Source organism: Xanthomonas bonasiae (genome assembly GCF_017163705.1).
Taxonomy (GTDB): Bacteria; Pseudomonadota; Gammaproteobacteria; order Xanthomonadales; family Xanthomonadaceae; genus Xanthomonas_A; species Xanthomonas_A bonasiae.
In genome coordinates this window covers 98,309-123,713 of sequence record NZ_JAFIWB010000002.1, presented here as the reverse complement: position 1 = coordinate 123,713, position 25,405 = coordinate 98,309, and the positions used below count along the sequence as shown (strand labels likewise).

Annotated in this window: 21 protein-coding genes; 8 read left to right on the top strand and 13 right to left on the bottom strand. The window is 70.1% G+C overall.

The annotated features are described in order from the left end of the window. Positions 1-82 precede the first annotated feature (82 nt). The 3 genes from JR064_RS03235 to JR064_RS03225 form a co-directional block, all read right to left on the bottom strand. Entirely contained in the window at positions 83-640 is a 558-nt protein-coding gene (locus JR064_RS03235; RefSeq protein WP_179565288.1) for an adenine phosphoribosyltransferase, read from the bottom strand. Between the two features lie 81 nt (positions 641-721). Then, a complete protein-coding gene (locus JR064_RS03230; RefSeq protein WP_179565290.1) occupies positions 722-3,835 on the bottom strand; it encodes an efflux RND transporter permease subunit in 3,114 nt (1,037 codons plus the stop codon). 6 nt (positions 3,836-3,841) lie between these two features. Beyond that, positions 3,842-4,996 (bottom strand): efflux RND transporter periplasmic adaptor subunit, encoded by a 1,155-nt coding sequence (locus JR064_RS03225; RefSeq protein WP_206228806.1) that lies wholly within the window; start codon positions 4,994-4,996, stop codon positions 3,842-3,844. A gap of 62 nt (positions 4,997-5,058) precedes the next feature. On the opposite strand from JR064_RS03225, the gene JR064_RS03220 reads away from it, so the two are divergent. Then, the gene (locus JR064_RS03220) at positions 5,059-5,763 is read left to right on the top strand and encodes a TetR/AcrR family transcriptional regulator (protein WP_241092831.1); all 705 of its coding nucleotides are present in this window, start codon (positions 5,059-5,061) and stop codon (positions 5,761-5,763) included. A 133-nt stretch (positions 5,764-5,896) separates the two neighbouring features. Here JR064_RS03220 and JR064_RS03215 read toward each other — a convergent pair whose 3' ends face one another. Then, positions 5,897-7,450, bottom strand: coding sequence for a protein adenylyltransferase SelO (locus JR064_RS03215; protein ID WP_206228805.1), 1,554 nt, complete (start codon positions 7,448-7,450; stop codon positions 5,897-5,899). A 461-nt stretch (positions 7,451-7,911) separates the two neighbouring features. Between JR064_RS03215 and JR064_RS03210 the strand changes: the two genes are divergently transcribed. Then, positions 7,912-8,808 (top strand): alpha/beta hydrolase, encoded by an 897-nt coding sequence (locus JR064_RS03210; protein ID WP_206228804.1) that lies wholly within the window; start codon positions 7,912-7,914, stop codon positions 8,806-8,808. A gap of 70 nt (positions 8,809-8,878) precedes the next feature. On the opposite strand, the gene JR064_RS03205 is transcribed toward JR064_RS03210, so the two are convergent. From JR064_RS03205 to JR064_RS03190, 4 genes are all read right to left on the bottom strand, one after another. Then, a complete protein-coding gene (locus tag JR064_RS03205) occupies positions 8,879-9,574 on the bottom strand; it encodes a glutathione S-transferase family protein (RefSeq protein ID WP_179565298.1) in 696 nt (231 codons plus the stop codon). 229 nt (positions 9,575-9,803) lie between these two features. Next, positions 9,804-10,013 carry a cold-shock protein gene (locus tag JR064_RS03200; RefSeq protein WP_033483465.1) on the bottom strand — a complete coding sequence of 70 codons (210 nt, stop codon included), beginning with the start codon at positions 10,011-10,013 and terminating at the stop codon, positions 9,804-9,806. Between the two features lie 615 nt (positions 10,014-10,628). Beyond that, complete coding sequence (locus JR064_RS03195) at positions 10,629-11,504, bottom strand: pseudouridine synthase (RefSeq protein WP_206228803.1); 876 nt, start codon at positions 11,502-11,504, stop codon at positions 10,629-10,631. Further along, the gene (locus JR064_RS03190) at positions 11,501-11,872 is read right to left on the bottom strand and encodes a hypothetical protein (protein WP_206228802.1); all 372 of its coding nucleotides are present in this window, start codon (positions 11,870-11,872) and stop codon (positions 11,501-11,503) included. Before JR064_RS03190 ends, JR064_RS03195 begins: the two co-directional genes overlap by 4 nt. 120 nt (positions 11,873-11,992) lie before the next feature. Between JR064_RS03190 and JR064_RS03185 the strand changes: the two genes are divergently transcribed. The 3 genes from JR064_RS03185 (at position 11,993) to JR064_RS03175 (ending at position 16,006) form a co-directional block, all read left to right on the top strand. Next, entirely contained in the window at positions 11,993-12,538 is a 546-nt protein-coding gene (locus tag JR064_RS03185; RefSeq protein ID WP_179565304.1) for a YaeQ family protein, read from the top strand. Beyond that, a complete protein-coding gene (locus JR064_RS03180; protein WP_206228801.1) occupies positions 12,535-13,731 on the top strand; it encodes a BaiN/RdsA family NAD(P)/FAD-dependent oxidoreductase in 1,197 nt (398 codons plus the stop codon). Before JR064_RS03185 ends, JR064_RS03180 begins: the two co-directional genes overlap by 4 nt. Positions 13,732-13,933: 202 nt before the next feature. Beyond that, positions 13,934-16,006: an EAL domain-containing response regulator gene (locus JR064_RS03175; RefSeq protein ID WP_179565307.1), complete on the top strand. Its 2,073-nt coding sequence runs from the start codon at positions 13,934-13,936 to the stop codon at positions 16,004-16,006. A 206-nt stretch (positions 16,007-16,212) separates the two neighbouring features. On the opposite strand, the gene htpX is transcribed toward JR064_RS03175, so the two are convergent. Then, positions 16,213-17,100, bottom strand: a complete 888-nt coding sequence (htpX, locus tag JR064_RS03170) for a protease HtpX (RefSeq protein ID WP_206228800.1) — start codon at positions 17,098-17,100, stop codon at positions 16,213-16,215. Positions 17,101-17,203: 103 nt separating this feature from the next. Here htpX and gluQRS point away from each other — a divergent pair, with 103 nt between their 5' ends. The 3 genes from gluQRS to phaR all read left to right on the top strand — a co-directional run bounded on the left by gluQRS (position 17,204) and on the right by phaR (position 19,641). Next, positions 17,204-18,112, top strand: coding sequence for a tRNA glutamyl-Q(34) synthetase GluQRS (gluQRS, locus tag JR064_RS03165; RefSeq protein WP_179565311.1), 909 nt, complete (start codon positions 17,204-17,206; stop codon positions 18,110-18,112). Between the two features lie 57 nt (positions 18,113-18,169). Continuing rightward, positions 18,170-18,910 (top strand): beta-ketoacyl-ACP reductase, encoded by a 741-nt coding sequence (phbB, locus tag JR064_RS03160; protein ID WP_179565313.1) that lies wholly within the window; start codon positions 18,170-18,172, stop codon positions 18,908-18,910. A 215-nt stretch (positions 18,911-19,125) separates the two neighbouring features. Continuing rightward, positions 19,126-19,641, top strand: coding sequence for a polyhydroxyalkanoate synthesis repressor PhaR (gene phaR / locus JR064_RS03155; RefSeq protein WP_009597630.1), 516 nt, complete (start codon positions 19,126-19,128; stop codon positions 19,639-19,641). 123 nt (positions 19,642-19,764) lie between these two features. Here phaR and JR064_RS03150 read toward each other — a convergent pair whose 3' ends face one another. From JR064_RS03150 to JR064_RS03135, 4 genes are all read right to left on the bottom strand, one after another. Then, positions 19,765-20,730: a TraB/GumN family protein gene (locus JR064_RS03150; RefSeq protein ID WP_206228799.1), complete on the bottom strand. Its 966-nt coding sequence runs from the start codon at positions 20,728-20,730 to the stop codon at positions 19,765-19,767. A gap of 16 nt (positions 20,731-20,746) precedes the next feature. Next, positions 20,747-21,676: a DUF1684 domain-containing protein gene (locus JR064_RS03145; RefSeq protein WP_191823997.1), complete on the bottom strand. Its 930-nt coding sequence runs from the start codon at positions 21,674-21,676 to the stop codon at positions 20,747-20,749. Then, positions 21,676-23,541, bottom strand: coding sequence for a DNA mismatch repair endonuclease MutL (gene mutL / locus JR064_RS03140; protein ID WP_206228798.1), 1,866 nt, complete (start codon positions 23,539-23,541; stop codon positions 21,676-21,678). Before mutL ends, JR064_RS03145 begins: the two co-directional genes overlap by 1 nt. Before the next feature lie 159 nt (positions 23,542-23,700). Continuing rightward, positions 23,701-25,329 (bottom strand): N-acetylmuramoyl-L-alanine amidase, encoded by a 1,629-nt coding sequence (locus tag JR064_RS03135; RefSeq protein ID WP_206228797.1) that lies wholly within the window; start codon positions 25,327-25,329, stop codon positions 23,701-23,703. Between the last annotated feature and the right edge of the window lie 76 nt (positions 25,330-25,405).

The following is a 25,405-nucleotide window of genomic DNA, read 5'->3' as shown; positions in this document are numbered from 1 at the left end:
CCGCGGTAGTCCGTCGCCCTCGCCGTGCGCGCAGGACCGCGCGCCGCACACGACGACGTCCATCCGCACCGACCGCCCCGCTCTAATACGTCAGCGTCGCCAACAGCGGCACCGCGTCGCTCCAGCGCTCGCGCCCCTGCAGCGCCTGCAGCTCGACCAGCACCACCGCACCGACGATCTCCAGCTGCAGTTGCCGCGCCAGCGACAGCGCCGCGCGCAAGGTGCCGCCGGTGGCGAGCACGTCGTCGACGATCAGCACCCGCGCGCCGGCCGGCAGCGCGTCAGCGTGCATCTCGATGCGGTCGCTGCCGTATTCCAGCGTGTAGTCCTGGGTCACCGTCCTGCCCGGCAGCTTGCCCGGCTTGCGGATCGGCACGAAACCGGTGCGCAGTTCGTGCGCCAGCGCTGCGCCCAGGATGAAGCCGCGCGACTCGATGCCCAGCACCGCGTCCAGCGGTGTGGTGCGCCAGGGACGCGCCATCTCGTCCAGCGCCGAGGCGAAATCCGGGCCGTCGGCCAGCAGCGGGGTGATGTCCTTGAACACGATGCCCGGCTTCGGGAAATCGGCGATATCGCGGATGCGTCCGGACCAGTGGGCCGGTGCGTCGCTGGGCGCGCCGCAGCAGGAGGAATCGTTCATCGGGACATCGCAGCGTGGGGAAGCGCTCATTTTAGGCGCAATGCGGCGCCGTGCAGCGCCGCCGCATTGCCCGTCTACGACCTACCCGGCCTGCGTCTCCGCCGCCCGGCCATGCAGCAGGCGCCGCACCAGCACGAAGAACAGCGGCACCAGCAGCACCGCCAGCAGCGTGCCCGAGAGCATGCCGCCGATCACGCTGACGCCGATCTCGCGGCGGCTGGCCGCGCCGGCGCCGGTGGACAGCGCCAGCGGCAGCACGCCGGCGACGAACGCCAGCGAGGTCATCACGATCGGCCGCAGGCGCAACCGCGCGCCTTCCAGCGCCGCCTCCAGCAACGGCCGCCCGGCGCGCTGCTCGGCCTCGGCGAACTCGACGATCAGGATCGCGTTCTTCGCCGACAGGCCGATCGTGGTCAGCAGGCCGACCTGGAAATAGATGTCGTTGACGAAGCCGGCCAGGGTGGTCGCGGTGACCGTGCCGAGCACGCCCAGCGGGATCACCAGCAGCACCGCCACCGGAATCGACCAGCTCTCGTACAGCGCCGCCAGGCACAGGAAAATGAAGACGATCGAGGCGGTATACAGCCACAGCGTCTGGTTGCTCGACAGCTGCTCCTGATAGGACAGGCCGCTCCACTGCAGGTCGAAGCCCTTCTGCTTGGCGACCAGCGCCTGCATCCGCTGCATCGCCTCGCCGGAACTGCTGTCGGCCGCGGCCCCGCCCTGGATCTGCGACGCCGGCAGGCCGTTGAACCGCTGCTGCAGCTGCGGCCCGCGGGTCCAATGGGTGCTGGCGAAGCTGGCGAACGGCGCCATCTGCCCGTCCTTGCCGCGCACGTACCACTGGCCGATATCTTCCGGCAGCGAACGGTACGGCGCATCGCCCTGCACGTAGACGCGCTTGACCCGGCCGCGGTCGATGAAGTCGTTGACGTAGCTGCCGCCCCACGCGGTGGACAGCGTGGTGTTGATGTCGCTCTGCGCCAACCCCAGCGCGCTGGCCTGGGCCTGGTCGATGTCCACCTGCAGCTGCGCCTTGTCGCCCAGCCCGTTGAGCCGCACCGCGGTCAGCTGCGGATCGTCGCCGGCCTCCTGCAGCACCTGCTGCTGCGCCTTCAGCAGCGCCGGGCGGCCGGCGCCGTCGCTGTCGCGGATCCACAATTCGAAGCCGCTGGACTGGCCCAGGCCGCGCACCGCCGGCGGCGACAGCACGCTGATCTTGGCGTCGGCGGTGCCGCGGAAATACGCATTGGCGCGGTCGATGATCGCCTGCGCGGTGTTGTCGCGGTTGCGTTCGCCCCACGGCCGCAGCGCGACGAAGGCCTGGCCGGCGTTCTGCCCGGTGCCGGCGTTGTTGCGGCCGATCACCATGAACACCGCGGTGATGTTGTTCTTCTCGTGGGCCATGAAGTAATCGTTGATGCGCCGGCCCAGCGCCTCGGTCTTGGCCAGCGGCGTGCCCTCGGGCGTGGTGAACTGGATCTGCACCTGGCCCTGGTCCTCCACCGGCAGGAAGCCGGTCGGCATGCGCGCATACAGCGCCGCCATCGCCAGCACGATCACCGCGTACAGCGCCATCCAGCGCCGCGGCTGCCGCAGCATCGTGCCGAGCCGGCGCTGGTAGGCGTGCTGGCTGCGCTCCACGCCGCGGTTGAACCAGCGGAAGAAGCGTCCGAGCTGGCGCTCCTTTTCCACCGGCTTGAGCAGGGTCGCGCACAGCGCCGGGGTCAGGGTCAGCGCGACCAGCGCCGACAGCGCCATCGCCGAGGCGATGGTGATCGAGAACTGGCGGTAGATGATGCCGGTGGAGCCGCCGAAGAACGCCATCGGCAGGAACACCGCGCCCAGCACCACGGTGATGCCGATCAGCGCGCCGGTGATCTCGCCCATCGACTGCTCGGTCGCCTCGCGCGGCGGCAGATGCTGCTCGTGCATGATCCGCTCGACGTTCTCCACCACCACGATCGCATCGTCCACCAGCAGGCCGATCGCCAGCACCATCGCGAACAGGGTCAGCGTGTTGATGGTGAAGCCCGCAGCGGCGAGGATGCCGAACGTGCCCAGCAGCACCACCGGCACGGTGATCGCCGGGATCAGCGTGGCGCGGCCGTTCTGCAGGAACAGGAACATCACCACCACCACCAGCACGATCGCCTCGATCAGGGTGTGCACCACGCCCTCGATCGAGATCCGCACGAACGGCGTGCTGTCGCGCGGGTAGGCCACTTCCATGCCCGGCGGGAAGGTCGGCTTGAGCCGCTCGATGGTGGCGCGCACCGCGTCGGAGGTGGCCACCGCGTTGGCGCCGGAGGACAGCGTCACCGAGAAGCCGGACGCCGGATGGCCGTTGAGCGTGGCGCTGTTCTGGTAGTTCTCCGCGCCGATCTCCACCCGCGCCACGTCGCCCAGGCGCACGCTGGAGCCGTCGGCCTGGGTGGCCAGGATGATGGCGCGGAACTGCTCCGCGGTCTGCAGCCGCGACTGCGCGGTCACCGTGGCGTTGAGCTCCTGGTCGGCGCCGGTGGGCAGCGCGCCGAGTTCGCCAGCGGTGACCTGCGTGTTCTGCGCCTCGATCGCGCTGCGCACGTCGCCGGGCATCAGGTTGTAGGCGTTGAGCTTGTGCGGGTCCATCCACACGCGCATCGCGTACTGCGCGCCGAACACGTTGATCTCGCCGACGCCGTTGATGCGGCTGATCGGGTCCTGCAGGGTGCTGATCAGGTAGTCGGAGATGTCGACGTTGTCCAGCCGGTCGGTGCTGTCGTACAGCGCCACCGCCATCAGGCTGTCGCCCTGCGACTTGGAGACGGTCACGCCCTGCTGCTGCACTTCCTGCGGCAGGCGGTTGAGCGCCTGGTTGACCGCGTTCTGCACCTGCACCTGGGCGATGTCGGGATTGGCGGCCTGGTCGAAGGTGATGCTGATCCGCGCCTGCCCGGACGAGGAACTGGTCGAGGAGAAATACAGCAGGTGGTCGATGCCCTTGATCTGCTGCTCGATCACCTGGGTGACGCTGTCCTCCACCGTCTGCGCCGAGGCGCCGTTGTAGGTGGCGGTGACGTTGACCCCGGGCGGGGCGATGTCCGGATACTGCTCCACCGGCAGGGTGAACACGGCGATGGCGCCGGCGGCCATGATGCAGATCGCCAGCACCCAGGCGAAGATCGGGCGGGCGATGAAGAAGCGCGCGAGCATGCCGGATCAGCCCTGGCCGGCGGCAGCGGCGGCCGGCTTGACCGTGACCTTGGCGCCGTCGCTCAGGCCCTGCCGGCCCTCCACCACCACCCGCTCGCCGGGCTTGAGTCCGTCGCCGACCAGCCAGCGGTCGCCGACCGCGCGCAGCGTGGTGAACTGGCGCTGGCGCACGATGTTGTCGGTGCCCACCACCCAGGCCTGCGCGTCGCCGCGCGGCGTACGGTCCACTGCCGCCTGCGGCACCAGCAGCGCCTGCTGGCGGATGCCCTGGCCGACGATCGCGCGCACGTACATGCCCGGCAGCAACTGCGCGTCAGGGTTAGGGAAGCGCGCGCGCAGGGTCACGCTACCGGTGGTTTCCTCCACGTCGATGTCGGCGAACTGCAGCGTGCCCGGCAGCGGATAGTCGCTGCCGTCGGACAGCTTCAGCCGCACTTCGGCGGTCGCCGGCTGCACCCCGCCGTCGGCGATCGCGCGACGCAGCGCCAGGAACTGGCTGCCGGACTGGGTGATGTCCACGTTCATCGGGTCCAGTTGCTGGATCTTGGCGATCGCATCGGCCTGGCTGGCGGTGACCAGCGCGCCCGGGGTCACCCGCGCGCGGCCGATGCGGCCGCTGATCGGCGCCTCCACGGTGGCGAAGCGCAACTGCGTGCGCGCGGTGTCCAGCGCGGCGCGGTTGGCGTCGCGGCTGGCCAGCGCTTCCTTGTAGGTGGCCTGGGCGTCGTCCACGTCCTGCTGTGCGGCCAGCCGGGTCTTGCCCAGTTCGCGGTAGCGCTCGGCGCGCAGCTTGGCGGTGGCCAGCGTGGCCTCGGCGGTGGCCAGGTTGGCCTGCGCCTCGTTGGCCGCGGCCTGGTACAGGACCGGCTCGATCTGGAACAGCGGCTGCCCGGCGCGCACCATCGCGCCCTCCTCGAACAGCCGCTTGCGCAGGATGCCGCCGACCTGCGGGCGCACTTCGGATTCTTCGGAGGCGGCGGTGCGCCCGGCCAGTTCGGCGCTGAGCGGCACGCTTTGCGGCTGCAAGGTCACCACCCCCACGGTCCTGGCCTGCGCCGGCGGCGCGGTGCGCTCGCCCTTGCAGCCGGCGAGCGTGACGAGGGCGACGGACAGCAGCAACGACAGCGTGCGGCGGGAACGCTGGACGAAAGGCGCAGGCATGCGCTTGATCCTGGAAGCTGGGGGGAGGATCATTTAATTTACTTAAAGACAAATAAATAAGCATGAAGGATCGCACAATCGTCCGCGCCACGCCGCCTCGCGCCCCCGCGGCGACGGCGGAAGCGCGGGCGATTGCGCCGCCCGGGCGCCAGCGCGGGCGCCCGGCGCTGGCGCGGCCGCGGTTGCTGCACGCCGCGCGCGAGCTGCTGCTGGAGCACGGCCTGGAGGTCTCGCTGGAGCAGATCGCGCTGCATGCCGGGCTCACCCGGCAGAGCCTGTACAACCATTTTTCCAGCAAGGCCGACCTGCTGATGCAGGTGTTCGAGGCATTGAACGAGGAACTGCAGGCGCAGCTGGAGAACATCGGCGATGCGGCCTCGCAGGACCTGCCGCGCGCGCTGCAGCAGATCGCGCTGACCGTGCAGGCGCACCTGTACGCGCCGTCCTCGCTGCGCCTGCACCGGCTGCTGGTGCAGGCCAGCGCGCAGATGCCGGACCTGCTGCAATCGATGCACCAGCGCCGCACCGGGCGCCTGCGCCAGCGCCTGAGCGACCTGCTGCAGATGCTGGATGCGCGCGGCGACGTGCGCGTGGCCTCGCCCACGCTGGCCGCCAGCGCCTTCATCGGCGCGGCGATCGGCTACGCCTATCCCGGCGCGATGCTCAACGGGCAGGCCCCGGATCGCGACAGCCAGCAGGCGCTGGCGGCGGAAGTGGTGACCAGCTTCCTCGCCGCCTGGCGCTATCGCGCGCCTTCGTCGCGCTGACGCCCGCCCGGGCCTGACGAGGCGACTGCGAAATCGCGGCGATGCCGAGCCTTCTGCAGGAGGGGCTTCAGCTCCGACACCTTGCCGGTAAAGCGTCGGAGCCGAAGCCCCTGCTGCAGTGCTTCGTGTTTCGTCAGGAACTGCACGACAGCATCGAACAACCGGCGCGGTCGCGCGCCCAGTCCGGGCGCCGCGCCGCGAACGCCTCGCGTCCCGGCTGCTCGTCGTAGGGCCGGCGCATCACCTCCAGCAATTCGGCGACGCCCTCGGCATCGCCCTGCTCGGCACGGTCGATCGCCTGCTGCGCCAGGTAGTTGCGCAACACGTAGCGCGGGTTGGCCGCGCGCATCTTCGCCGCGCGCGCGGGCGCCGGCAGCGGATCGTCGCGCAGCCGCTGCGCATAGCGCGCCAGCCAGGCCTCGAATGCAGGCGCCTGCGCGGCCAGCTTGGCCGGGTCGTAGAACGCCACGGCCAGGTCCGCCAGCGTCGGCAGTTGCTCCGCGCTCAGCCCGCGGAACCACAGGGTCATGTCCACCTCGCCCTGCTGCAGCAGTTGCAGCAGGTCCTGCATCAGCGCCAGGTCGGTCTCGCCGCAGGCAGACAGGCCGAGCTTGGCGGCGGTGTTGTCGCGTTCGGCCTGCGCGTATGTGTCGCGGAAACGGGCCAATCCGGCCTGCAGCGGCGCGACGTCGGCGAACAGCGGCGCCAGCGCCTGCGCCAGCCGCGTCAGGTTCCAGTACGCGATCTGCGGCTGGGTGCCGAAACGGTAGCGGCGGCCCTGGGCGTCGGTGGTGTTCGGCGTCCAGTCCGGATCGTAGTCGTCGATCCAGCCGTACGGGCCGTAGTCGATGGTCAAGCCCAGGATCGACATGTTGTCGGTATTCATCACTCCATGCACGAAGCCGACCCGCATCCAGTGCGCGACCATCGTCGCGGTGCGCGTGCAGACCTCGCCGAACCAGTCAGCATAGGGCGTGGCGCCACCCGCGTGCAGCACTGGGAAATCGCGTTCGATCACGAAATCGGCCAGTTGCCGCAGCAAGGCCGTCTCGCCGCGCGCGGCCGGCAGCTCGAAACTGCCGAAGCGCACGAACGACGGCGCCACCCGGCACACCACTGCGCCCGGCTCGGCGCGCGGATGGCCGTCGTAGAACATGTCGCGCACCACGCGCTCGCCGCTGGCGACCAGGCTCAGCGCGCGCGTGGTCGGCACGCCGAGGTGGTGCATCGCCTCGCTGCACAGGAATTCGCGGATCGACGAGCGCAGCACCGCGCGGCCATCGGCGCCGCGCGAATACGGCGTGCGCCCGGCGCCCTTGAGCTGCAGCTCCCAGCGCTGCCCGTCCGCCCCCAGCGCCTCGCCCAGCGCGATCGCGCGGCCATCGCCGAGCTGACCGGCCCAATGCCCGAACTGGTGGCCGCCGTAGTTCGTCGCATACGGCCGCATGCCCGGGTAAAGCGCGTTGCCGGCGAAGACCTCGGCGAACTGCGGCGCCAGCACCTCCTGCTCCGACAGGCCGAGCATGGCCACCACTTCGCGCGAATGGGCCAGCAACTGCGGCGCGGCCACCGGGGTCGGCGCGACCTCCGACCACAGCGCGCCCACCACCTCGCGCAAACGCGGTCCGCGCTCGGGATCGCCAGGCAGCTCGGCGGTAAAACGGTTATCGAAGCGCAATGCAGGCATACGCGCCAGCTTACAGCCCTCTCCATCGGGAGAGGAGCTGGGGTCAAGGCGCGGCGCGAAGCGCCTCGCTGCGTTTGGATTCACGAGGCTGCGCCCGGACCCTCATCCGCTCCTGCGGGGCACCTTCCCCCGAAAAGGGGGCCATGGTCCCGACGGGAGAAGGGAACAGCCGCTAGCCCCTCTCCCACCGGGAGAGGGGTTGGGGTGAGGGTACGGCGCGAAGCGTCTCGCGGTGTCCAGGTGCTAAAGGCTTCCCCTACCCTAGCCTCATCCGCCCTGCCGGACACCTTCCCGAAAAGGGAGCCACGCTTCCGGCGAGAGAAGGAAATGGCGGGCTCGGCCGGGCCAGCGCATCCGCAGCGACATCTTGCGCGTACTTGCCGGCAGTGCCGCCGACGCCATGCACTCGCTGCCGACACATGCATGCGGCATGCTCCCGCTCCTTTCCTGCAGGTACCGTCATGTCCGAACGTTCGCCAACGCCGCCACGCTGGCCGCGCCACCTGCTGGTCGCCCTGTCCTCGCTACTGGTCTCCGCCTGCAGCAGCGTGTTCTTCGGCGGCCTCAACGCCGGCTCCGCGCGCAACGGGCTGAGCGAGCAGCGCGGGATCGTGTTCGATGCGGCGCATGGCCTGAAGCTGGACGTCTATCGCCCGGTCGCGGCGCAGAACGCGCCGGTGGTGGTGTTCTTCCACGGCGGCACCTGGAAGACCGGCAACCGCCAGCAGTACCGCTGGGCCGGCGAGGCGCTGGCACGGCATGGCGTGGTCGCGATCGTGCCGGACTACCGCAAGTACCCGCAGGTGACCCTGGACGGCTTCATGCACGATGCCGCCACCGCGGTCGCCTGGAGCCAACGGCATGCCGCCGAGCACGGCGGCGACCCGCGCCGGCTGGTGCTGATGGGTCACTCCGCCGGCGCGCACATGGCCGCGCTGCTGGCCACCGACGGCCGCTGGCTGCAGGCGCAGGGCCTGTCGCCGCGGCACCTGTGCGGCCTGGTCGGCCTGGCCGGCCCCTACGACTTCCTGCCGCTGACCGACACCGACCTGATCGGCATGTTCGGCCGCGACCCGGCGCAGCAGCGGCGCTCGCAGCCGGTGGCCTTCGTCGATGGCGACGAACCGCCGGCGCTGCTGCTGCACGGCGCCGACGACCGCGTGGTCGAACCGCGCGACAGCCGCTCGCTGCAGGCGGCCCTGCACCGCGCCGGCGTGCCCGCCGAGCTGAAGATCTATCCGGGCGTCGGCCATCTGCGCCTGGCGCTGGCGCTGCGCAAGGACGATCCGGCGCTGCCGGTCATGGCCGACAGCATCGCCTTCGTGCGCCAGTGCCAGCCGCGCACGCCGCAACCGTGAAGCAACGTAGCGCAGCGTATCGAACGCCCTCGCCACGGGCCGCGCTCTGCCTTGGGACGAAGGACGCGCCCTAGCCGGCCTTGCCGCTGCCGAGCAGTTCGAACGGCCCGCCCTGCTGCAGCGCGCGCTGGTAGGCCGGACGCTGCTCGATGCGCTGCACGAAGCCGGCCAGGTTCGGATAGGCCTGCAGGCCGGCGCGCGCGGCCGCGGCCTGGACCGGGAAGCTCATCTGCACGTCGGCGGCGGTGAAGCGGTCGCCGGCGAACCAGCCGGTGGCCGCCAGTTCGCGCTCCATCCAGTCCAGATGCAGCTTCAGTTGCGGGCCGACGAAGCTGTGCATCGCCTTGTCGACGATGGCGCGGGCGATCGGCCGCGCGAAGAACGGCATCTTCGCCGAACGGATGCGCCCGAACACCAGGCTCATCAGCAACGGCGGCATCGCCGAACCCTCGGCGTAATGCATCCAGTAGCGGTAGCGCAGGCGCTCGGGCGCCTCCAGCGGCTGCGGCGACGGCGACAGCGCGCGCTCGGTGTCGTAGCGCTCCACCAGGTAATCGAGGATCGCGCCGGATTCGGCCAGCACGTGGCCGTCGTCGACCAGCACCGGCGACTTGCCCAGCGGATGGATCGCGCGCAGCTCCGGCGGTGCCAGCATGGTCTGCTTGTCGCGCTGATATTTGACCACCTGGTAGGGCAGCGCCAGTTCCTCCAGCAGCCACAGCACGCGCTGGGAACGGGACTGGTTGAGGTGGTGGACGGTGATCATGGCAACGGTTCCGAAGGCGCGGGGGCGGCCATGGTAGCCGGGCCCGCATGGGGATCGCGACTACAGGCACCGCGCAAGGTCTCTGCACCCCGACGCGGCTGCAGAGGCACGTGTGGGCCAACGCGGGCGCGGCTCCAAGCGGGGCCGCAGCTACGCACACGCACAAATAAAAACGCCGAGAGCTTGCGCTCCCGGCGTTTTGGCAACCTTGCGGTAGCTGGCGTCTAAATTAGACGGCCTGCACCTGGTCGGCCTGCATGCCCTTCTGGCCCTGGACGGCGACGAACGTCACCTTCTGGCCTTCCTGCAGCGACTTGAAGCCGGTGCCCTGGATCGCGCGGAAATGCACGAACAGGTCCGGGCCGCTTTCCGGGGTGATGAAGCCGAAGCCCTTGGCATCGTTGAACCACTTCACGGTACCACCCTGACGCTCGCTCATTTACTAACTCCTGAAACATTGGATTGAAGAAATCGCAGCCACCGGGTATCGGGGCCGAGACTGAGTTGCAGGCGTTGGTAAAGCGGAACGATGAAGCGGATCGCGAGATCAACTGCACCAGGCCACGATTCACGGTGACCCTAGCAAACACAGTGGGACCTACCATACGCGGGTCGTCCGCAAAAAGCGACATGTTTGTGTAGACAAACCGAGATCGCCCACAAAGATGCTGAACCCAGGCCTAAAGTCCGCGGTGGTGCGGTCGATATAACTGCCGTTCTACGCAAATTGCGCAGCCGCCCTCCCCTTGCCGGGCGTTCCACTGGATGACCTGCCGGCGCACGCAATCGTCGTCCACTATGACACTGAAAGCCCCTCTCCCATCGGGAGAGGGGTTGGGGTGAGGGTCCGGCGCGAAGCGGCTCGCGGAGTCTGGATGCACGAGGCTGCGCCCGTACCCTCATCCGTCCCTGCGGGGCACCTTCCCCCGAAAAGGGGGCCATGGTCCCGAGGGGAGAAGGGAACAGCCGCCAGGCGCATAACCCCCTCTCCCGCCGGGAGAGGTGTTGGGATGAGGGTGCGGCGCGACGCGTCTCGCGGAGTTCGGTCGCGTCATCACGCCGACGGCCAGGCCAAGGCCTGCGCACTGGCGAAACTGCGCGTCTGCCCGCTGAGCGGATCGTCGAACGCCAGCCCGCATGCCAGCAGCTGCAGCACATCGGGGGTGCCGCCCTCCTCCTCCGCGCGCAACTGCGGATACAGCGCATCGCCCAGGATCGGCGCGCCCAGCGCGGCCATGTGCACGCGCAACTGGTGCTTGCGGCCGGTCACCGGCGCCAGCGCGTAGCGCCACAGCGGTCCGTCGGGCGCGTCCAGCACGGCGATCCGGGTCAGGCTGTTGGCCTCGCCGTCGACCTCGGCCATGCGGAAGAACGGCTCGCCACGCACCAGCCGGCTCGCGCGCAGCAGCGGAAACGCCTGTCCCGGCAAGGCCGGGGCCAGCGCCTGGTAGGCCTTGGCGATGCGCCGCTCGCGGAACAGCGCCTGGTAGGCGCCGCGGCTACCCGGATCGGCCGAGAACAGCACCAGCCCCGCAGTGGCGCGGTCCAGCCGGTGCAGCGGCACCAGCGCCGGATTGCCCAGCCGCGCCACCAGCCGCGCCAGCAAGGTCTCGCGCACGTAGCGCCCGGACGGAGTCACCGGCAGCCCGTGCGGCTTGTCGGCCACCACCAGATGCGCGTCGGCATGGACGATCCGCTCCACCCCGGCGATCGGCGCCTCGTCGGCGACCTCGCGGAAATAGCGCACTTCCAGCCCGACCCGGTACGGCAGCGACGCCGGCAACGGCCGGCCATGCCGGTCCTGCACCCGCCCGCGCGCGAAGCGGTCCAGCCAGTGCCCGCGCGGCACCTGCGGAAACCGCGCGCACAGTCCGTCCAGCAGGGTCGGCCACGCGCCGGGCGGCAATTGCAGGCGACTGGGTAGGGTCATCCCGGCTCCCTGCCGTGGTCCAGGCTGTCGGCCGGCAGGGTGGCAGCCGCCAGCAACTGCCAGCCGTCATCGAGGTGCCCTGCCGGCGCGGTGTGCGCCAACCCGGCCTCGATCAGCGCCCGCATCACACCGGGACGGTGCAGGCTGACCCAGCGTCCCGCCGCCGTGCGCACGGTGCCGGCCTCCAGCCCGGCGTCGCCGGCCAGGCACCCCTGCGCAGGATCGGAGCGGAAGCACAGCCGCAGATGCCGGCCCGCGCCGTGGGCGGCCAATACCATGGCAGCGGCCGCGGCATCGCGCAGCGGGCGCACGCCGCAGATGAAGGTAGCGCCTTCGATCTGCAGGCGTCGGGGACGGGGGCGTGACATGGACCGGACAACCAGGACGGCGGGCTGGAAGCGTGCCACCAATCGCGTCGATCCAGAAGCACCGTCTCGGACAGCCTCGAGCAAACCACTATCATGGTCCTCTTTGCTTCCGGTGCCCCCATGGCCCTCACCGCCACCCTCCGCAAGGCCGACCTGCAGATTTCCGACATGGACCGCGGCTACTACGCGGCGCATGCGCTGACCCTTGCCCAGCACCCGTCCGAAACCGACCAGCGGCTGATGGCACGGCTGTTGACCTTCGCCCTGTTCGCCGAGGAGCGCCTGCTGTTCGGCAAGGGCCTGAGCAGCGACGACGAGCCGGACCTGTGGCGGATGGACTACACCGGCGCGATCGAGCAGTGGATCGAGGTCGGCCAGCCCGACGAATCGCGCATCCGCAAGGCCTGCGGCCGCGCCCGCGAAGTGGTGGTGGCCAACTACGGCGGCCGCGTCGCCGACATCTGGTGGGAGAAGAACGCCTCCGGCCTGCTCAAGCTCAAGCCGCTGCAGGTGATCGACCTGCCCGGCGACGCGGTCGCCTCGGCCGCCGAGCTGATCCAGCGCAGCATGCGTTTCGACGTGGTGATCCAGGACGGCGAAGTGCAACTGCTCGGCGACGACGGCAGCGTCACCTTCACCCCGACGGTGCGCAAAGCCGCGGCATGAGCGCGCGCGCCGAGCCGATCCGGGTCGACGTCGCGGTCATCGGCGCCGGCGCCGCCGGGCTGATGTGCGCGCTGACCGCCGGCCGCCGCGGGCGCCGCGTGCGGGTGATCGAGCATGCCAACAAGGTCGGCAAGAAGATCCTGATGTCCGGCGGCGGGCGCTGCAACTTCACCAATACCGGCACCGGCCCGGGCAATTTCCTGTCCGCCAACCCGCACTTCTGCAAGTCGGCGCTGGCGCGCTACCGCCCGGCCGATTTCATCGAGATGGTCGAACGCCACGGCATCGCCTATCACGAGAAGGAACTGGGCCAGCTGTTCTGCGACATTTCCTCCAAGCAGATCGTGCGCATGCTGGTGGACGAATGCGACGCGGCTGGCGTCACCATCCGCACCCAGTGCGGCGTGCGCGGCGTGGAACGCGACAGCGAGGGGTTCCGCATCGACAGCGACGACGGCCCTGTGCACGCCGCCTCGCTGGTCGTGGCCAGCGGCGGGCTGTCCATTCCCAGCCTGGGCGCCACCGGCTTCGGCTACGAACTGGCCCGCCAGTTCGGCCACGCCGTGCTGCCGACCCGCGCCGGACTGGTGCCGCTGACCCTCAGCGGCAAGCACCAGGAGCGCCTGCAGGACCTGTCGGGGCTGGCGCTGCCGGTGGAAGCCAGCTGCAATGGCGCCAGCTTCCGCAACTTCATGCTGATCACCCATCGCGGCATCAGCGGCCCGGCGATCCTGCAGATCTCCTCGTACTGGCAGCCGGGCGACGACCTGCGCCTGGACCTGCTGCCCGGGCAGGACGCGGCCGCGTGGCTGCGCGAGCAGAAGCTCCTGCGCGGCGCCGCCGAGCTGCGCACGGTGCTGGGCGAGGCCCTGCCGCGCCGCTTCGCGCAGCGCCTGTGCGAAGTCTGGCTGCCGGACAAGCCGGTCCGCCAGCTCGACGAACCGCAGCTGCGCGCCGCCGCCGCCCTGCTCGGCGCCTGGCCGCTGGTGGCCAGCGGCACCGAGGGCTACCGCACCGCCGAGGTCACCCTGGGCGGGGTGGACACCGATCAGGTGTCGTCGGCGACCATGGAATCGCGCCAGGTGCGCGGCCTGTACTTCGTCGGCGAGGTCCTGGACGTGACCGGCTGGCTGGGCGGCTACAACTTCCAGTGGGCCTGGGCCTCGGGCCACGCGGCCGGCATGGTGGCCTGAAGGCCGGGATTGGGGATTTGGGATTCGGGATTCGGGATTCGTAACAGCGGTTCCCGGTGCCTGAACGTTCGTGGGTTGCCCAAAGCTGGGCGTAAACATCGAAGCGCGCCGTTGCGAATCCCCAATCCCGAATCCCCAATCCCGGCCACACATGGACGCCGCTGCGGGCATCGTGTATTAAACCCCGTCTCCGGGAGGCTTCATGCAAACAGGCAAAGACACCACCCTGCGCCTGATGATCGTCGACGACAGCGGTGAAGACGCCGAAGCGATCGTCAGCAGCCTGCGCAACAGCGGCATCGCGGTGCGACCGTCGCGGCCGCAGCACGCAGAGGAACTGGGCGCCATGCTCGCCGCGCAGCCGATCGACCTGGTGCTGAGCGCGCGTTCGCAGGCCATCCCGCTGCCGCAGGTGCTGCAGCGCGTAGGCGCCAGCGGCAAGGACATCCCGGTGATCCTGCTCGCCGACAGCATCGACGAGAACGAATGGGTCGAGGCGGTGGCCGGCGGCGCGCGCGCGATCGCCCTGCGGCAGCGTCCCGAGCACCTGCTGTCGGTGCTGCGCAACACCTGGGCCGACCTGCACGCGCGCCGCGGCCTGCGCCGGATCGAGGCGCAGATGCGCGAGACCGAGCGCCGCTGCGATGCGCTGATCGCCTCCTCGCGCGACCCGATCGCCTACATCCACGAAGGCATGCACATCCGCGCCAACGACGCCTACCTGGAGATGTTCGGCTTCGCCTCGTTCGACGACGTGGAAGGCGTCTCGCTGCTGGACATGGTCGCGCCGCAGCACGTGGAGGAATTCAAGCAACTGCTGAAGTCGCTGGGCAAGGGCGAACCGCCGCCGGCGCAGTACCAGGTCGACGCGCGCACCATGGAGGGTGAGAGCTTCCCGGCGACGATGGAGTTCGCCACCGCCAGCTACGAGGGCGAGGCCTGCGTGCAGGTGGTGTTCCGCCGCCGCGAGGAATTCGATCCGGAACTGGCGCGCGAGGTCGAGGACCTGCGCCAGCGCGACCAGGTCACCGGCCTGCTCAACCGTCCCACCTTCATGCTGGCGCTGGAGAACGCGGTGGCCCAGGTCGGCCGCGGCGACGGCCACTACGGCTTCCTGCTGGTCGAACCCGATCACTACACGCGGCTGCTGGCCGACATCGGCCTGGACTCGGCCGACGCACTTGTCGCGGCGCTGGCCCAGCACCTGGCCGCGGCGATCGACGGCGACGTGCAGGCGGCGCGCTTCGGCGAACACAACTTCGCGCTGCTGCTGCAGGGCGACTACGGCCGCACCTCGGCGCAGGCCGAGCGCCTGCTCAACGCCTACGCCGCGCACGTGTTCAGCGTCGGCGAGCGCTCGGCCACGGTCACCGTCAGCATCGGCGGCGTGCAGATCGGCGAGAAGATCGCCACCGTCGGCCAGGTCCTGGCCCGCGCCAGCGAGAACGTGCAGGCCACCATCGAGCTGGGCGGCAACGCCTGCAAGATCTTCGACCCCGGCGCGGCCGACCGGGTCGAGGAAGAGCGCATCCAGCGCTGGGTGCAGCAACTGCGCGACGCGCTGGCCGGCGACGGCTTCCTGCTGCACTACCAGCCGGTACTGAACCTGCAGGGCGAGCCGCACGAACTGTACGAGGCCTACCTGCGCCTGGAGCGCAACGACGAGATCATCGGCCCGACCACGTTCCTCGGCATCGCCACCGAACATGGGCTGATGGCCGAGATCGACCGCTGGGTGGTGGCGCGCGCGATCGCGGTGATCGGCGAGCGCCAGCGCGCCGGCCATGCCACCAGCCTGCTGGTCAAGATCAGCCCGGACGCCTTCGCCGACCTGCAGATGGTGGAGTTGATCCGCCGCGAACTGGCCGCGCACGGCGTGCCCGGCGAGCGCCTGTGGCTGCAGACGCCGGAAGCCAAGGTGTTCACCCACCTGCGCAATGCGCAGCAGTTCCTGGCGGCGGCCACAGGACTGGGCTGCAAGGTCGGGCTGGAGCAGTTCGGCTCGGGCCTGGACTCGTTCCAGCTGCTGGCGCATTTCCAGCCTTCGTTCCTGAAACTGGATCGCGGCTTCACCCAGGACCTGGCGCAGACCCGCGAGCACCAGGAAAAGATCCGCGAGATCACCGAGCGCGCGCAGTCGGCCGGGATCCGCAGCATCGCCGAGTTCGTCACCGACGCCACGTCGATGAGCCTGCTGTTCAGCGCCGGCGTCGACTACGTGCAGGGCGAATTCGTCGGCCTGGCGGGACCGGGGATGACCTTCGATTTTGCTTGAGGGCTGGGATTTGGGATTTGGGATTCGGGATTTGCAGCGGCAGTGGCCAGGCCGTTCCACACGATCCTGCAAATCCACACGATCCTGCAAAAAGCAACGCCAGGCAGGGTGAGCTGCCTGGCGTTGCCCGAGCCGACTGTCAGGTGCTGTCGGTGGCTCGAGTCCGCCGAAGCGCCATCCGAGAGCGTGACAGCCCGCTTCCTGCCTCAGCTCACCGTCGCATTGCTGTGCGAGGCGCGCAGCGTGGCGATGCGCTCGGACAGCGGCGGGTGGCTCATGAACAGCTTGCGCAGGCCGTGGCCCAGGCCACCGGCGATGCCGAACGCCTGCACCTGCGACGGCAGCGTGCTCTGCCCATGGTTGAGTTCCAGCCGCTGCAGCGCCGCGATCATCTTGTGGCGCCCGGCCAGGCCGGCGCCGCCGGCGTCGGCGCGAAACTCGCGGTAGCGCGAGAACCACATCGCGATCATCGTCGCGAACAGGCCGAACACCATCTCCAGCACCATCACGATGGCGTAGTAGGCCAGACCGCGGCGGCCGCCGTCGCGATTGCCTGACAGATAACCGTCGACGATCCCGCCGACCACCCGCGCCAGCACGATCACGAAGGTGTTCAGCACGCCCTGCAGCAGCGCCATCGTCACCATGTCGCCATTGGCGACATGGCTGATCTCATGCGCGAGCACGGCTTCCGCTTCGTCTTCGGTCATGTTCCGCAGCAGGCCGGTGGACACCGCGACCAGCGCATTGTTGCGGTTGGCGCCGGTGGCGAAGGCGTTGATCTCCGGACCGTCGTAGACCGCGACCTCGGGCATGCCGATGCCGGCGGCCTGCGCCTGCCGCCGCACCGTCTCCAGCAGCCAGCGCTCGGTGTGATTGCGCGGCTCGGTGATCACCTGCGCGCCGGTGGCGCGCTTGGCCATGAACTTGGACAGCAGCAGCGACACCAGCGAGCCGCCGAAGCCGAACAGCGCGGCCATCACCAGCAGGCCGCCCATCTGGTTGGGATTGATCCCGAACACGGACATGACAATGCCGGCCAGCACCAGCACCGCCAGATTGGTGATGAGGAACAAGGCGATTCGATTGAACATGTAGGCGTGGACTCCGCACCAGGAAAAATGAAGGACTGGCTCGAATCTGCGGCGCGTACAGCTTGAATTCAAGCGCATACCTGACCGACGATTCAGCTTGCCCATGTCCTCGCCTCCCTACCGCGGCCGTTTCGCGCCCTCGCCCACCGGCCCGCTGCACCTGGGCTCGCTGCTCGCCGCCTTCGGCAGCTGGCTGCTGGCGCGCCATGCCGGCGGCGAGTGGCTGCTGCGCATCGAGGACGTGGACCGGCCGCGCAGCGTGCCCGGCGCGGCCGAACGCCAACTTGCCAGCCTGCGCGCCTGCGGGCTGGAAGCCGATGGGCCGATCCTGCGCCAGAGCGAGCGCGCTGCGCTCTACCAGGCCGCCGCGCAGCGCCTGCTGCAGCGCGGCCAGGCGTTCGCCTGCAGCTGCAGCCGCAGCGAACTGGCCGCGCAAGGCGGCGTGCACCACCGTTGCGTGGCCGCGCAGGCGCGGCCGCAGCCGGCGCTGCGCCTGCGCGTGGCCGCGGGCAGCACGGTCGGGTTTCGCGACGGCGTGCGCGGCGATGTCGAACAGGACGTCCATGCCGAGGTCGGCGATTTCGTGCTGCTGCGCGCCGACGGCTGCTGGGCCTACCAGTTGGCGGTGGTGGTCGACGATGCCGCGCAAGGCATCAGCGACGTGGTCCGCGGCGCCGATCTGCTCGACTCGACGCCGCGGCAGATCCTGCTGCAGCGCGCACTGGGCCTGCCGACGCCGAATTACCTGCACCTGCCGCTGCTGCTCGGTGACGACGGCCGCAAGCTGTCCAAGTCGCATGCGGCGCTGCCGCTGGACGACGCCGATCCGCTGCCCGCGCTACGCCTGGCCTGGAGCCTGCTGGGGCAGGCCCCGGCAGCGCTGGCCGGGGCCGGCTCGGTGGCCGCATTGCTGGCCGCGGCGCTGCGCGCGTTCGAGCCGGCGCGGCTGCCGGCCCAGGATCGGAGGCTGGCGGACGCGGCCGGTATCCCCAGCGACGCCAAGGCTGACTAGAATCGGGGTTTCGGCTGCGGCGCGGCCCTCTCCTCTTCCCCCATCCGGAGCGAATCCATGACATCACGCGTTGCGCTGGTCACCGGCGGTACCGGCGGCATCGGCACCGCCATCTGCGAGCGGCTGGCCGCACAGGGCCACCGCGTGGCCAGCAACTACCGCGACGCGGCCAAGGCGCAGGCCTGGCAGCAGCGCATGCGCGAACGCGGCCACGACGTCGCCATCGTCGCCGGCGACGTCGCCTCGCCCGACCACGCCCAGGCGCTGGTGCAGGAAGTGGAGCGGCAGCTCGGTCCGATCGAGGTGCTGATCAACAACGCCGGCATCACCCGCGACACCACCTTCCACAAGATGACCGCCGAGCAGTGGCACGAGGTCATCAACACCAACCTCAACTCGGTGTTCAACGTCACCCGCCCGGTGATCGAAGGCATGCGCAAGCAGCGCTGGGGCCGGGTCATCCAGATCAGTTCGATCAACGGCCTGAAGGGCCAGTACGGCCAGGCCAACTACGCCGCGGCCAAGGCCGGCATGCACGGCTTCACCATTTCCCTGGCGCGCGAGAACGCCGGCTACGGCATCACCGTCAACACGGTGTCGCCGGGCTACGTGGCCACCGACATGGTGATGTCGGTGCCGGAAGAGGTGCGCGCCAAGATCATCGCCGACATCCCCACCGGGCGTCTGGGCAGGCCGGAAGAGATCGCCTACGCGGTCGCGTTCCTGGTCGCCGAAGAGGCGGCCTGGATCACCGGCTCGAACCTGGACATCAACGGCGGCCACCACATGGGCTGGTAGCGACAGGCGACTGAACCGCTCAGGCGCGCAGGCGGCACCGCCAAGGTAACGCTACCGAAAATGCTGCAGCTGGCGTTGCGCGCTTCGTACCCGTGCTGCGCGCGTGCTGCGCAGCATTTTTTTTGCCGTCGGGCCCGAGTTCAGGGGCTTTTGGCGGTTGCAAGCCCTGCTGCGCTGCGCCATGCTGCGCGCCTACCGTCAAGAGCGAACGCTTCATGGCTGAGATCCGCATCATCAAGAAGTATCCCAATCGCCGCCTCTACGACACCGAGATTTCCAGTTACATCACGATCGAAGATGTCCGTCAGCTGATCATCGACGGCGAAGAATTCGAGGTCCGCGACGCCAAGACCGGCGAAGACCTGAGCCGTGCAGTGCTGCTGCAGATCATCGCCGACCAGGAACAGGACGGCGAACCGATGCTGTCCACCCAGTTGCTCAGCCAGATCATCCGTTTCTACGGCGATTCGCTGCAGGGCTTCATGGGCAACTACCTGGAGCGCAGCATGCAGGTGTTCCTGGACCAGCAGCAGCAGTTCCGCCAGCAGATGGGCAATCTGCTCGGGCAGACCCCGTGGACCATGATGAACCAGCTGACCGAGCGCAACATGGAGCTGTGGCAGGAGTTCCAGCGCAATCTGGGCACCGGCTTCGGTCGCCCTGCCGCGGGCGGCACCAAGCCGAGCGAGCCGCCGGCCGCCGGCGCCGCACCGAAGTCGCGGGCGCGCTGAGCGCGCTGCGGCGCCTTCAGGCGCCTGCCCCCTTGTAGGAGCGGCTTCAGCCGCGACCGGCAAAGCCCCGGTCGCGGCTGAAGCCGCTCCTACACATGTCACTCACACGACCGCGCTGCGGGCTCAGCGCGAACGCGGCGCTGGCGACGTCCGGCAACCGGCACAGATCCGCTCGACCTTGTAGCCGCGCGCGCGCAACGCTTCGACCACGCCATCGGGGCCGAGCAGATGCAAGGCGCCGACCACCACCAGGGTGTCGCCCTGGCCGTCGCGCAGGCGCTGCTCCAGCCGCGGCACCCAGGCCTGGTTGCGATCGACGTTGATGCGCTGGTACAGCCGCGGGTAATCGCGCTTCATCTCCATGCCCATGTCCTGCCACAGCAGGCGCTCGTCGCCGCGACGCCAGGCATCGTGCAGGCGCTGGGTCTGTGCCGCGCCCTGCTCGGCGTCGTCCAGCGCTTCGATCAGCATCTGCTTCTGCTCCACCGGCTCCATGCCGTCGAGCATCGCGATCTGCGCCTGCGCGGTTTCCAGGCCCTCCACGGCCTTGCCGGCCTGCACCGCCATGTCCATGAAATGCCGGTCCAGGCCGGCATCGGCCTGCAGCCCCTGCGCCTTCATTTCGGCAATGCTGATGCTCAGGCCGACGAACCAGGGCTCGAATCCGCCCATCTGCTCCAGCGGCAGGCCGTGGCCGGCGGCATAGCGGCGCAGGCGTTGCCAGGTGGCCGTGTCCAGATCGTCCTGCAGGCGCTTGCCGTCCTGCCGCTGCGCCGCCTGCAGCATCTGCGCGCCCAGCTGCGGCGACTCCACGTCCTGCGGCGACAGCTCGAACAGCAGCCGCGGCGACGCGGCGTAGGCCGCGTCCACCTCGTGCGCCAGCGGATAGTCGTCCGGCTTGAGCAGGTGGAACGAACCGAGCAGGTACAGCGCACCGCGCGGCCCGCTGACTTTCCACAACAGCGGCGTCGGCGGCGCAGGCGTCGCGCTGGGTGTTGCCGTCGGAGGCGGCGTGCGCGCCGGCACCGGCGCGGCGGCGAACAGGGTCAGACACAACAGCAGGCTGCGCAGCAGGCGCGGGATCGGCATCGTCGGGGCTCTCGGTTCAGTGTGCGGCGGCATAGGCCTGCTCGCCGGCCTCCACCGCCAGGTCCAGCCGGTTCTCCGGCGGCGGCAGCGGACAGGTCGCGAACGGGGTGAACGCGCACGGCGGGTTGTAGGCGCGGTTGAAATCCAGCACCACGCTGCCGTCGGCATTCGGCGCCGGCACGTCCAGGAAGCGCCCGGCCGGATAGCTGCCGCGGCCGCTGGTGCGGTCGGCGAACACCACGAACAGCGGGCGCCCGGGTTCGCCGATCGCTTCCAGGCGGAAGCGCTTGCCGTCGCGCTCGAACTCCAGCGCGCCGGCGTTCGGCGATTCGGTGGTGACGCCGATGATGTCGACGATCGGCAGGGTCTTGCCCGGCGCGTTGGGCACGAAGCGGCCGCGGATGCGCCAGGATTCGGCCATCGGCCAATAGTGCAGCCCGGCGAAGCCGATCCGGGTCGGCGCATCGGCGTGCTTGACCCGCAACGCATAGCGGCCGCCGCGCTCGATCAGGCTCAGCTTGCCCTTGCCGCCGTCGAACTCGATCACGCTGGGCGTGGCATCGTGGTCGCTGTACAGACGGGTGCGCCGCAGCAACGGCTTGCCGTCCAGGCTCAGCGCCGCGGCGGGTTCGGGGGTCAGGAACACCTGGGCGCCCACCCGCGACACCAGCGCCATCCGTGCCGGCCCGACCGCCAGGCGGATACCGCTGCCGGGGCCGCTGCCGATGTAATGCTCCTTCAGTTCCAGCCAGTGCAGGCCGACCAGGCTGGTCCAGCCGTCGGCGGCCTGCAGCTCCTGCTTGCGCTGCTCGCGCCAGCGCTGCTCATCGGCCAGGAATGCCTTGTCGGCGACCGCCGGCGCGGCCGGCACCGGTGCCTGCTTGCCGCATGCGCCCACCGCGAGCAGCGCTGCCAGCAGCGCCGCCGCCCTTCCCCGCTTGCCCATCAGCGCCCCCGTAAGAACCAACGATCGATCTCGCCCAGCGTGAAACGGGCCCAGGTCGGACGCCCATGATTGCACTGCCCGGAGCGCTCGGTGGCTTCCATGTCGCGCAGCAGCGCGTTCATTTCCGGCACGGTGAGGCGCCGGTTGGCGCGTACCGCGCCGTGGCAGGCCATCGTCGACAGCAGTTCGTCGCGCGCGCCGGCCACGCGGCGGCTATGGCCGTGCTCGCGCAGATCGGTCAGCACGTCGCGCAGCAGGGCTTCCGGCTCGGCCTGCGCCAGCAACGCCGGGATGCTGCGCACATGCAGCGACTGCGGGCCGCTGCGGGTGATCTCGAAGCCGAGCGCGGCCAGCGTTTCCGCCTCGCGCTCGGCGGTATCGGCATCGCGCTCGCCCACCGCCAGGGTGATCGGCACCAGCAGCGGCTGCGCATGCAGGCCGATGCCGTCGTGCGCGTTCTTCAGCCGCTCGTAGCCGATGCGCTCGTGCGCGGCATGCATGTCCACCACGATCAGGCCTTCGGCGTTCTCGGCCAGGATGTAGATGCCGTGCAGCTGCGCGATGGCATAGCCGAGCGGCGGCACGCCGCTGTCGGGCGAGGTCGGCGGCAGGCCGCCGGCCGCATCCTGGGCCTGCAGCGGCATGCCCGCTGCGGCATCGGCCGCGCCTGCAGGCGCGGCGTACAGCGCGGCGTAGGCGGCCGGCGCCTCGTTGACGCGCAGGCCGAGCGGCGACTGCGCCGGGCGCCATTGCGCGCCGTAGCCCTGGCCGCCGGAGCCACCGCCGCTCGCGTTGCCGGACATCGGCTGCGCGCCGCCGGCGTACGCCAGCGGCGCCGCCTGCGCGGCATCGCCCGCGGTCGGCGTGCTGCCGGCGCGGGTCTGCGCCAGCGCGTCCTGCAGCGTGCGATAGACGAAGTCGTGGATCAGCCGCGCATCGCGGAAGCGCACCTCGTGCTTGGCCGGATGCACGTTGACGTCGACCCGCGACGGCTCCAGTTCCAGGAACAGCACATAGGCCGGCTGCCGGCCATGGAACAGCACGTCGCCATAGGCCATCTTCACCGCATGCGCGACGCTGCGGTCGCGCACCGAGCGGCCGTTGACGTACAGGTACTGCTGGTCGGCGCTGGCGCGCGAATAATGCGGCTGCGCGATCCAGCCGTGCAGGCGCAGCCCGGCGCCGCTGTGGTCCACGCGCAGCGCCTGCCGCGCGAAGTCCTCGCCCAGGGTCTCGCCCAGCCGCGCGTCCGAATACAGGTCGCCCGGCTTGTAGCGCCGCGACGGCTTGCCGTTGTGCGACACGCGCAGTTCCACATCCGGGCGCGCCAGCGCCAGCGAGCGCAGCCATTCCTCGATATGGCCCAGTTCGGTGCGCTCGGCGCGCAGGAACTTGCGCCGCGCCGGCACGTTGTAGAACAGCTCGCGCACCTCGACCGTGGTGCCCGGCGCCTGCGCGCGCGGCTGCACCTGCCCGACCTTGCCGCCATCGACCTGCAGCGCGGCGCCGTGCTCGTCGCCGGGGCGGCGCGAGGCCAGGGTGAAGCGGCTGACCGAGGCGATCGACGGCAGCGCTTCGCCGCGGAACCCGAGCGTGCCGACCGACTCCAGGTCGTCGAGCGAAGCGATCTTGCTGGTCGCGTGCCGCGACACCGCCAGCGGCAGTTCCTCGGGGGGGATGCCGCCGCCATCGTCGCGGATCCGGATCAGGCGCACGCCGCCTTCTTCCAGGTCGATGTCGACGCGGCGCGCGCCGGCATCCAGCGCGTTCTCGACCAGCTCCTTGACCACCGAGGCCGGACGCTCCACCACTTCGCCTGCGGCGATCTGGTTGATCAGGATCTCGGGCAGCTGGCGAATGCTCATGCCGGCTGCCGCCCGCGCTGCGGCGCGCACGCGCAACGCGGCCGCTGTGCGATTACGCGGGGTTCGGAAACAGGAGAACGGAAACGGTTACAGGACATCGGCACGGCTCACGGCGCGGACGCCGCCATCGGGATCAGCCGGCGATGATAGCCGAGCGCCTCAGCGGCTGCCGCCGGCCACGGTGCTGGCCGCTTCCGCCTCGGCCTGCGCGCGCGCGGCGAACAGCGTGCCCGGCGGCGGCTGGCGGGTAAAGAACGTATTGACGCCGTCCAGCACCGCGCCGGCCAGGCGCCGCTGGTAGCCCGGATCGGTCAGCCGGCGCTCTTCGTCGGGATTGGAGATGAAGGCGGTCTCGACCAGCATCGCCGGCATGTCCGAGGTACGCAGCACCGCGAAGTTGGCGCGCTCCAGCTCCGGCTTGTGGTTGTTGCCGATCCGCTTGAGCCCGCCCAGCACATGTCCGGCCGCGTCTTCGGAGGCCTTCATGTGCCCGCTCTGGGCCAGGTCCAGCAACACGCTGGCCAGGGTGCTGTCGGTTTTCTGCAGACGCACGCCACCGACCAGGTCGGCCGCGTTTTCCTTGTCCGCCAGCCAGCGCGCGCGCTGCGAGGAGGCGCCCTTGGTCGAGAGGACATACACCGAAGAGCCGGTCGCGCTGCGGTTCTCGGCGGCGTCGGCGTGGATCGAAATGAAGATGTCGGCCTTGGCCGCGCGCGCCTTCTGCGCGCGCATCGGCAGTGGGATGAACACGTCGGTATCGCGGGTCATGTAGGCCTTCATGCCCGGCGTGGCGTTGATCTGCCGCGCCAGCTCGCGGCCAATCGCCAGGGTCACGTCCTTCTCGCGCTTGCCGGTCGGCCCCATCGCGCCGGGATCCTGGCCGCCATGGCCGGGATCGATGGCCACGATCAACGGCCGCATGCCCGGCTTCATCGCCACCCGCGACGGTGCGCTCGGCATCACCGGGCGCGCCTCGGCGGCAGCAGCGGCGGCCACATCGTCGACGCTGGCCGCGTCGGGCCGGTCGGGCATCGGCGTCGGCGCGACGGCGCTTTGCTGCGCCGGCACGGCGGCGCCGACCGACGCGGATGCGGATGCGGTCGGTGCCATCGAGGTAACGGAAGTCCCTGGTGCAGCGGCCGGTGGTGCCGGCACGACGCCAGGGCGAACCGCCGCGGTCGTCGTCGGTGTCTGTACTGGTGTCGGCGGCGGCGGCGGTGCCGCGCGTTGCACCACCGACGAGGTCAGGGCCGCCGTCGCGCGCGCCGCTTCCAGGCGCGGATCGGGCGTCGGCTTGGGTTCAACCGCCGCCGCGGTGGGCGCCGTGGATGCCGTCGGCGCGGGCGTTGCCGCGCCATTGCCGGCATTGGCCAGCGGCTTGGCCGACGACGCATCGCCCGGCCATTCGATCACCAGCACCGAACTGCCGGCCACGGTCTGCATCTGCGGCTTGAACGCCACCACCGGGCTGCTCAGGTCGAACACGATGCGCAAGGTACCGGGGACCGGATGACCGGTACGCACGGCCGTGACCACCCCGTTTCCGGCAGGCAGCTTCAGGCCCTGCGCAGCGGAGGATTCGGGCAGATCGACGACCAGCCGGTTGGGGTTGGCCAGGGTCAGCGTGGTGAAGCCACCGCTGCCCTGCAGCCGGATCTCGGCACGCGTGCCGGTGGCGCCATTACCGAGCGAAACCGCCTGGACCTGACCCGCAAACGCCGATTGCGCCGCTAGGCACCAGCCTGCGGCGATGGCGGAACAGGCGAAAAAACGGGTCCCCAGGCGCATGAAGGCGATTCAAGCATCCCGCGCACATAAACACAAGCGGTTTTCCCTTAATAATCCATAACCTGCCTGCACTTCC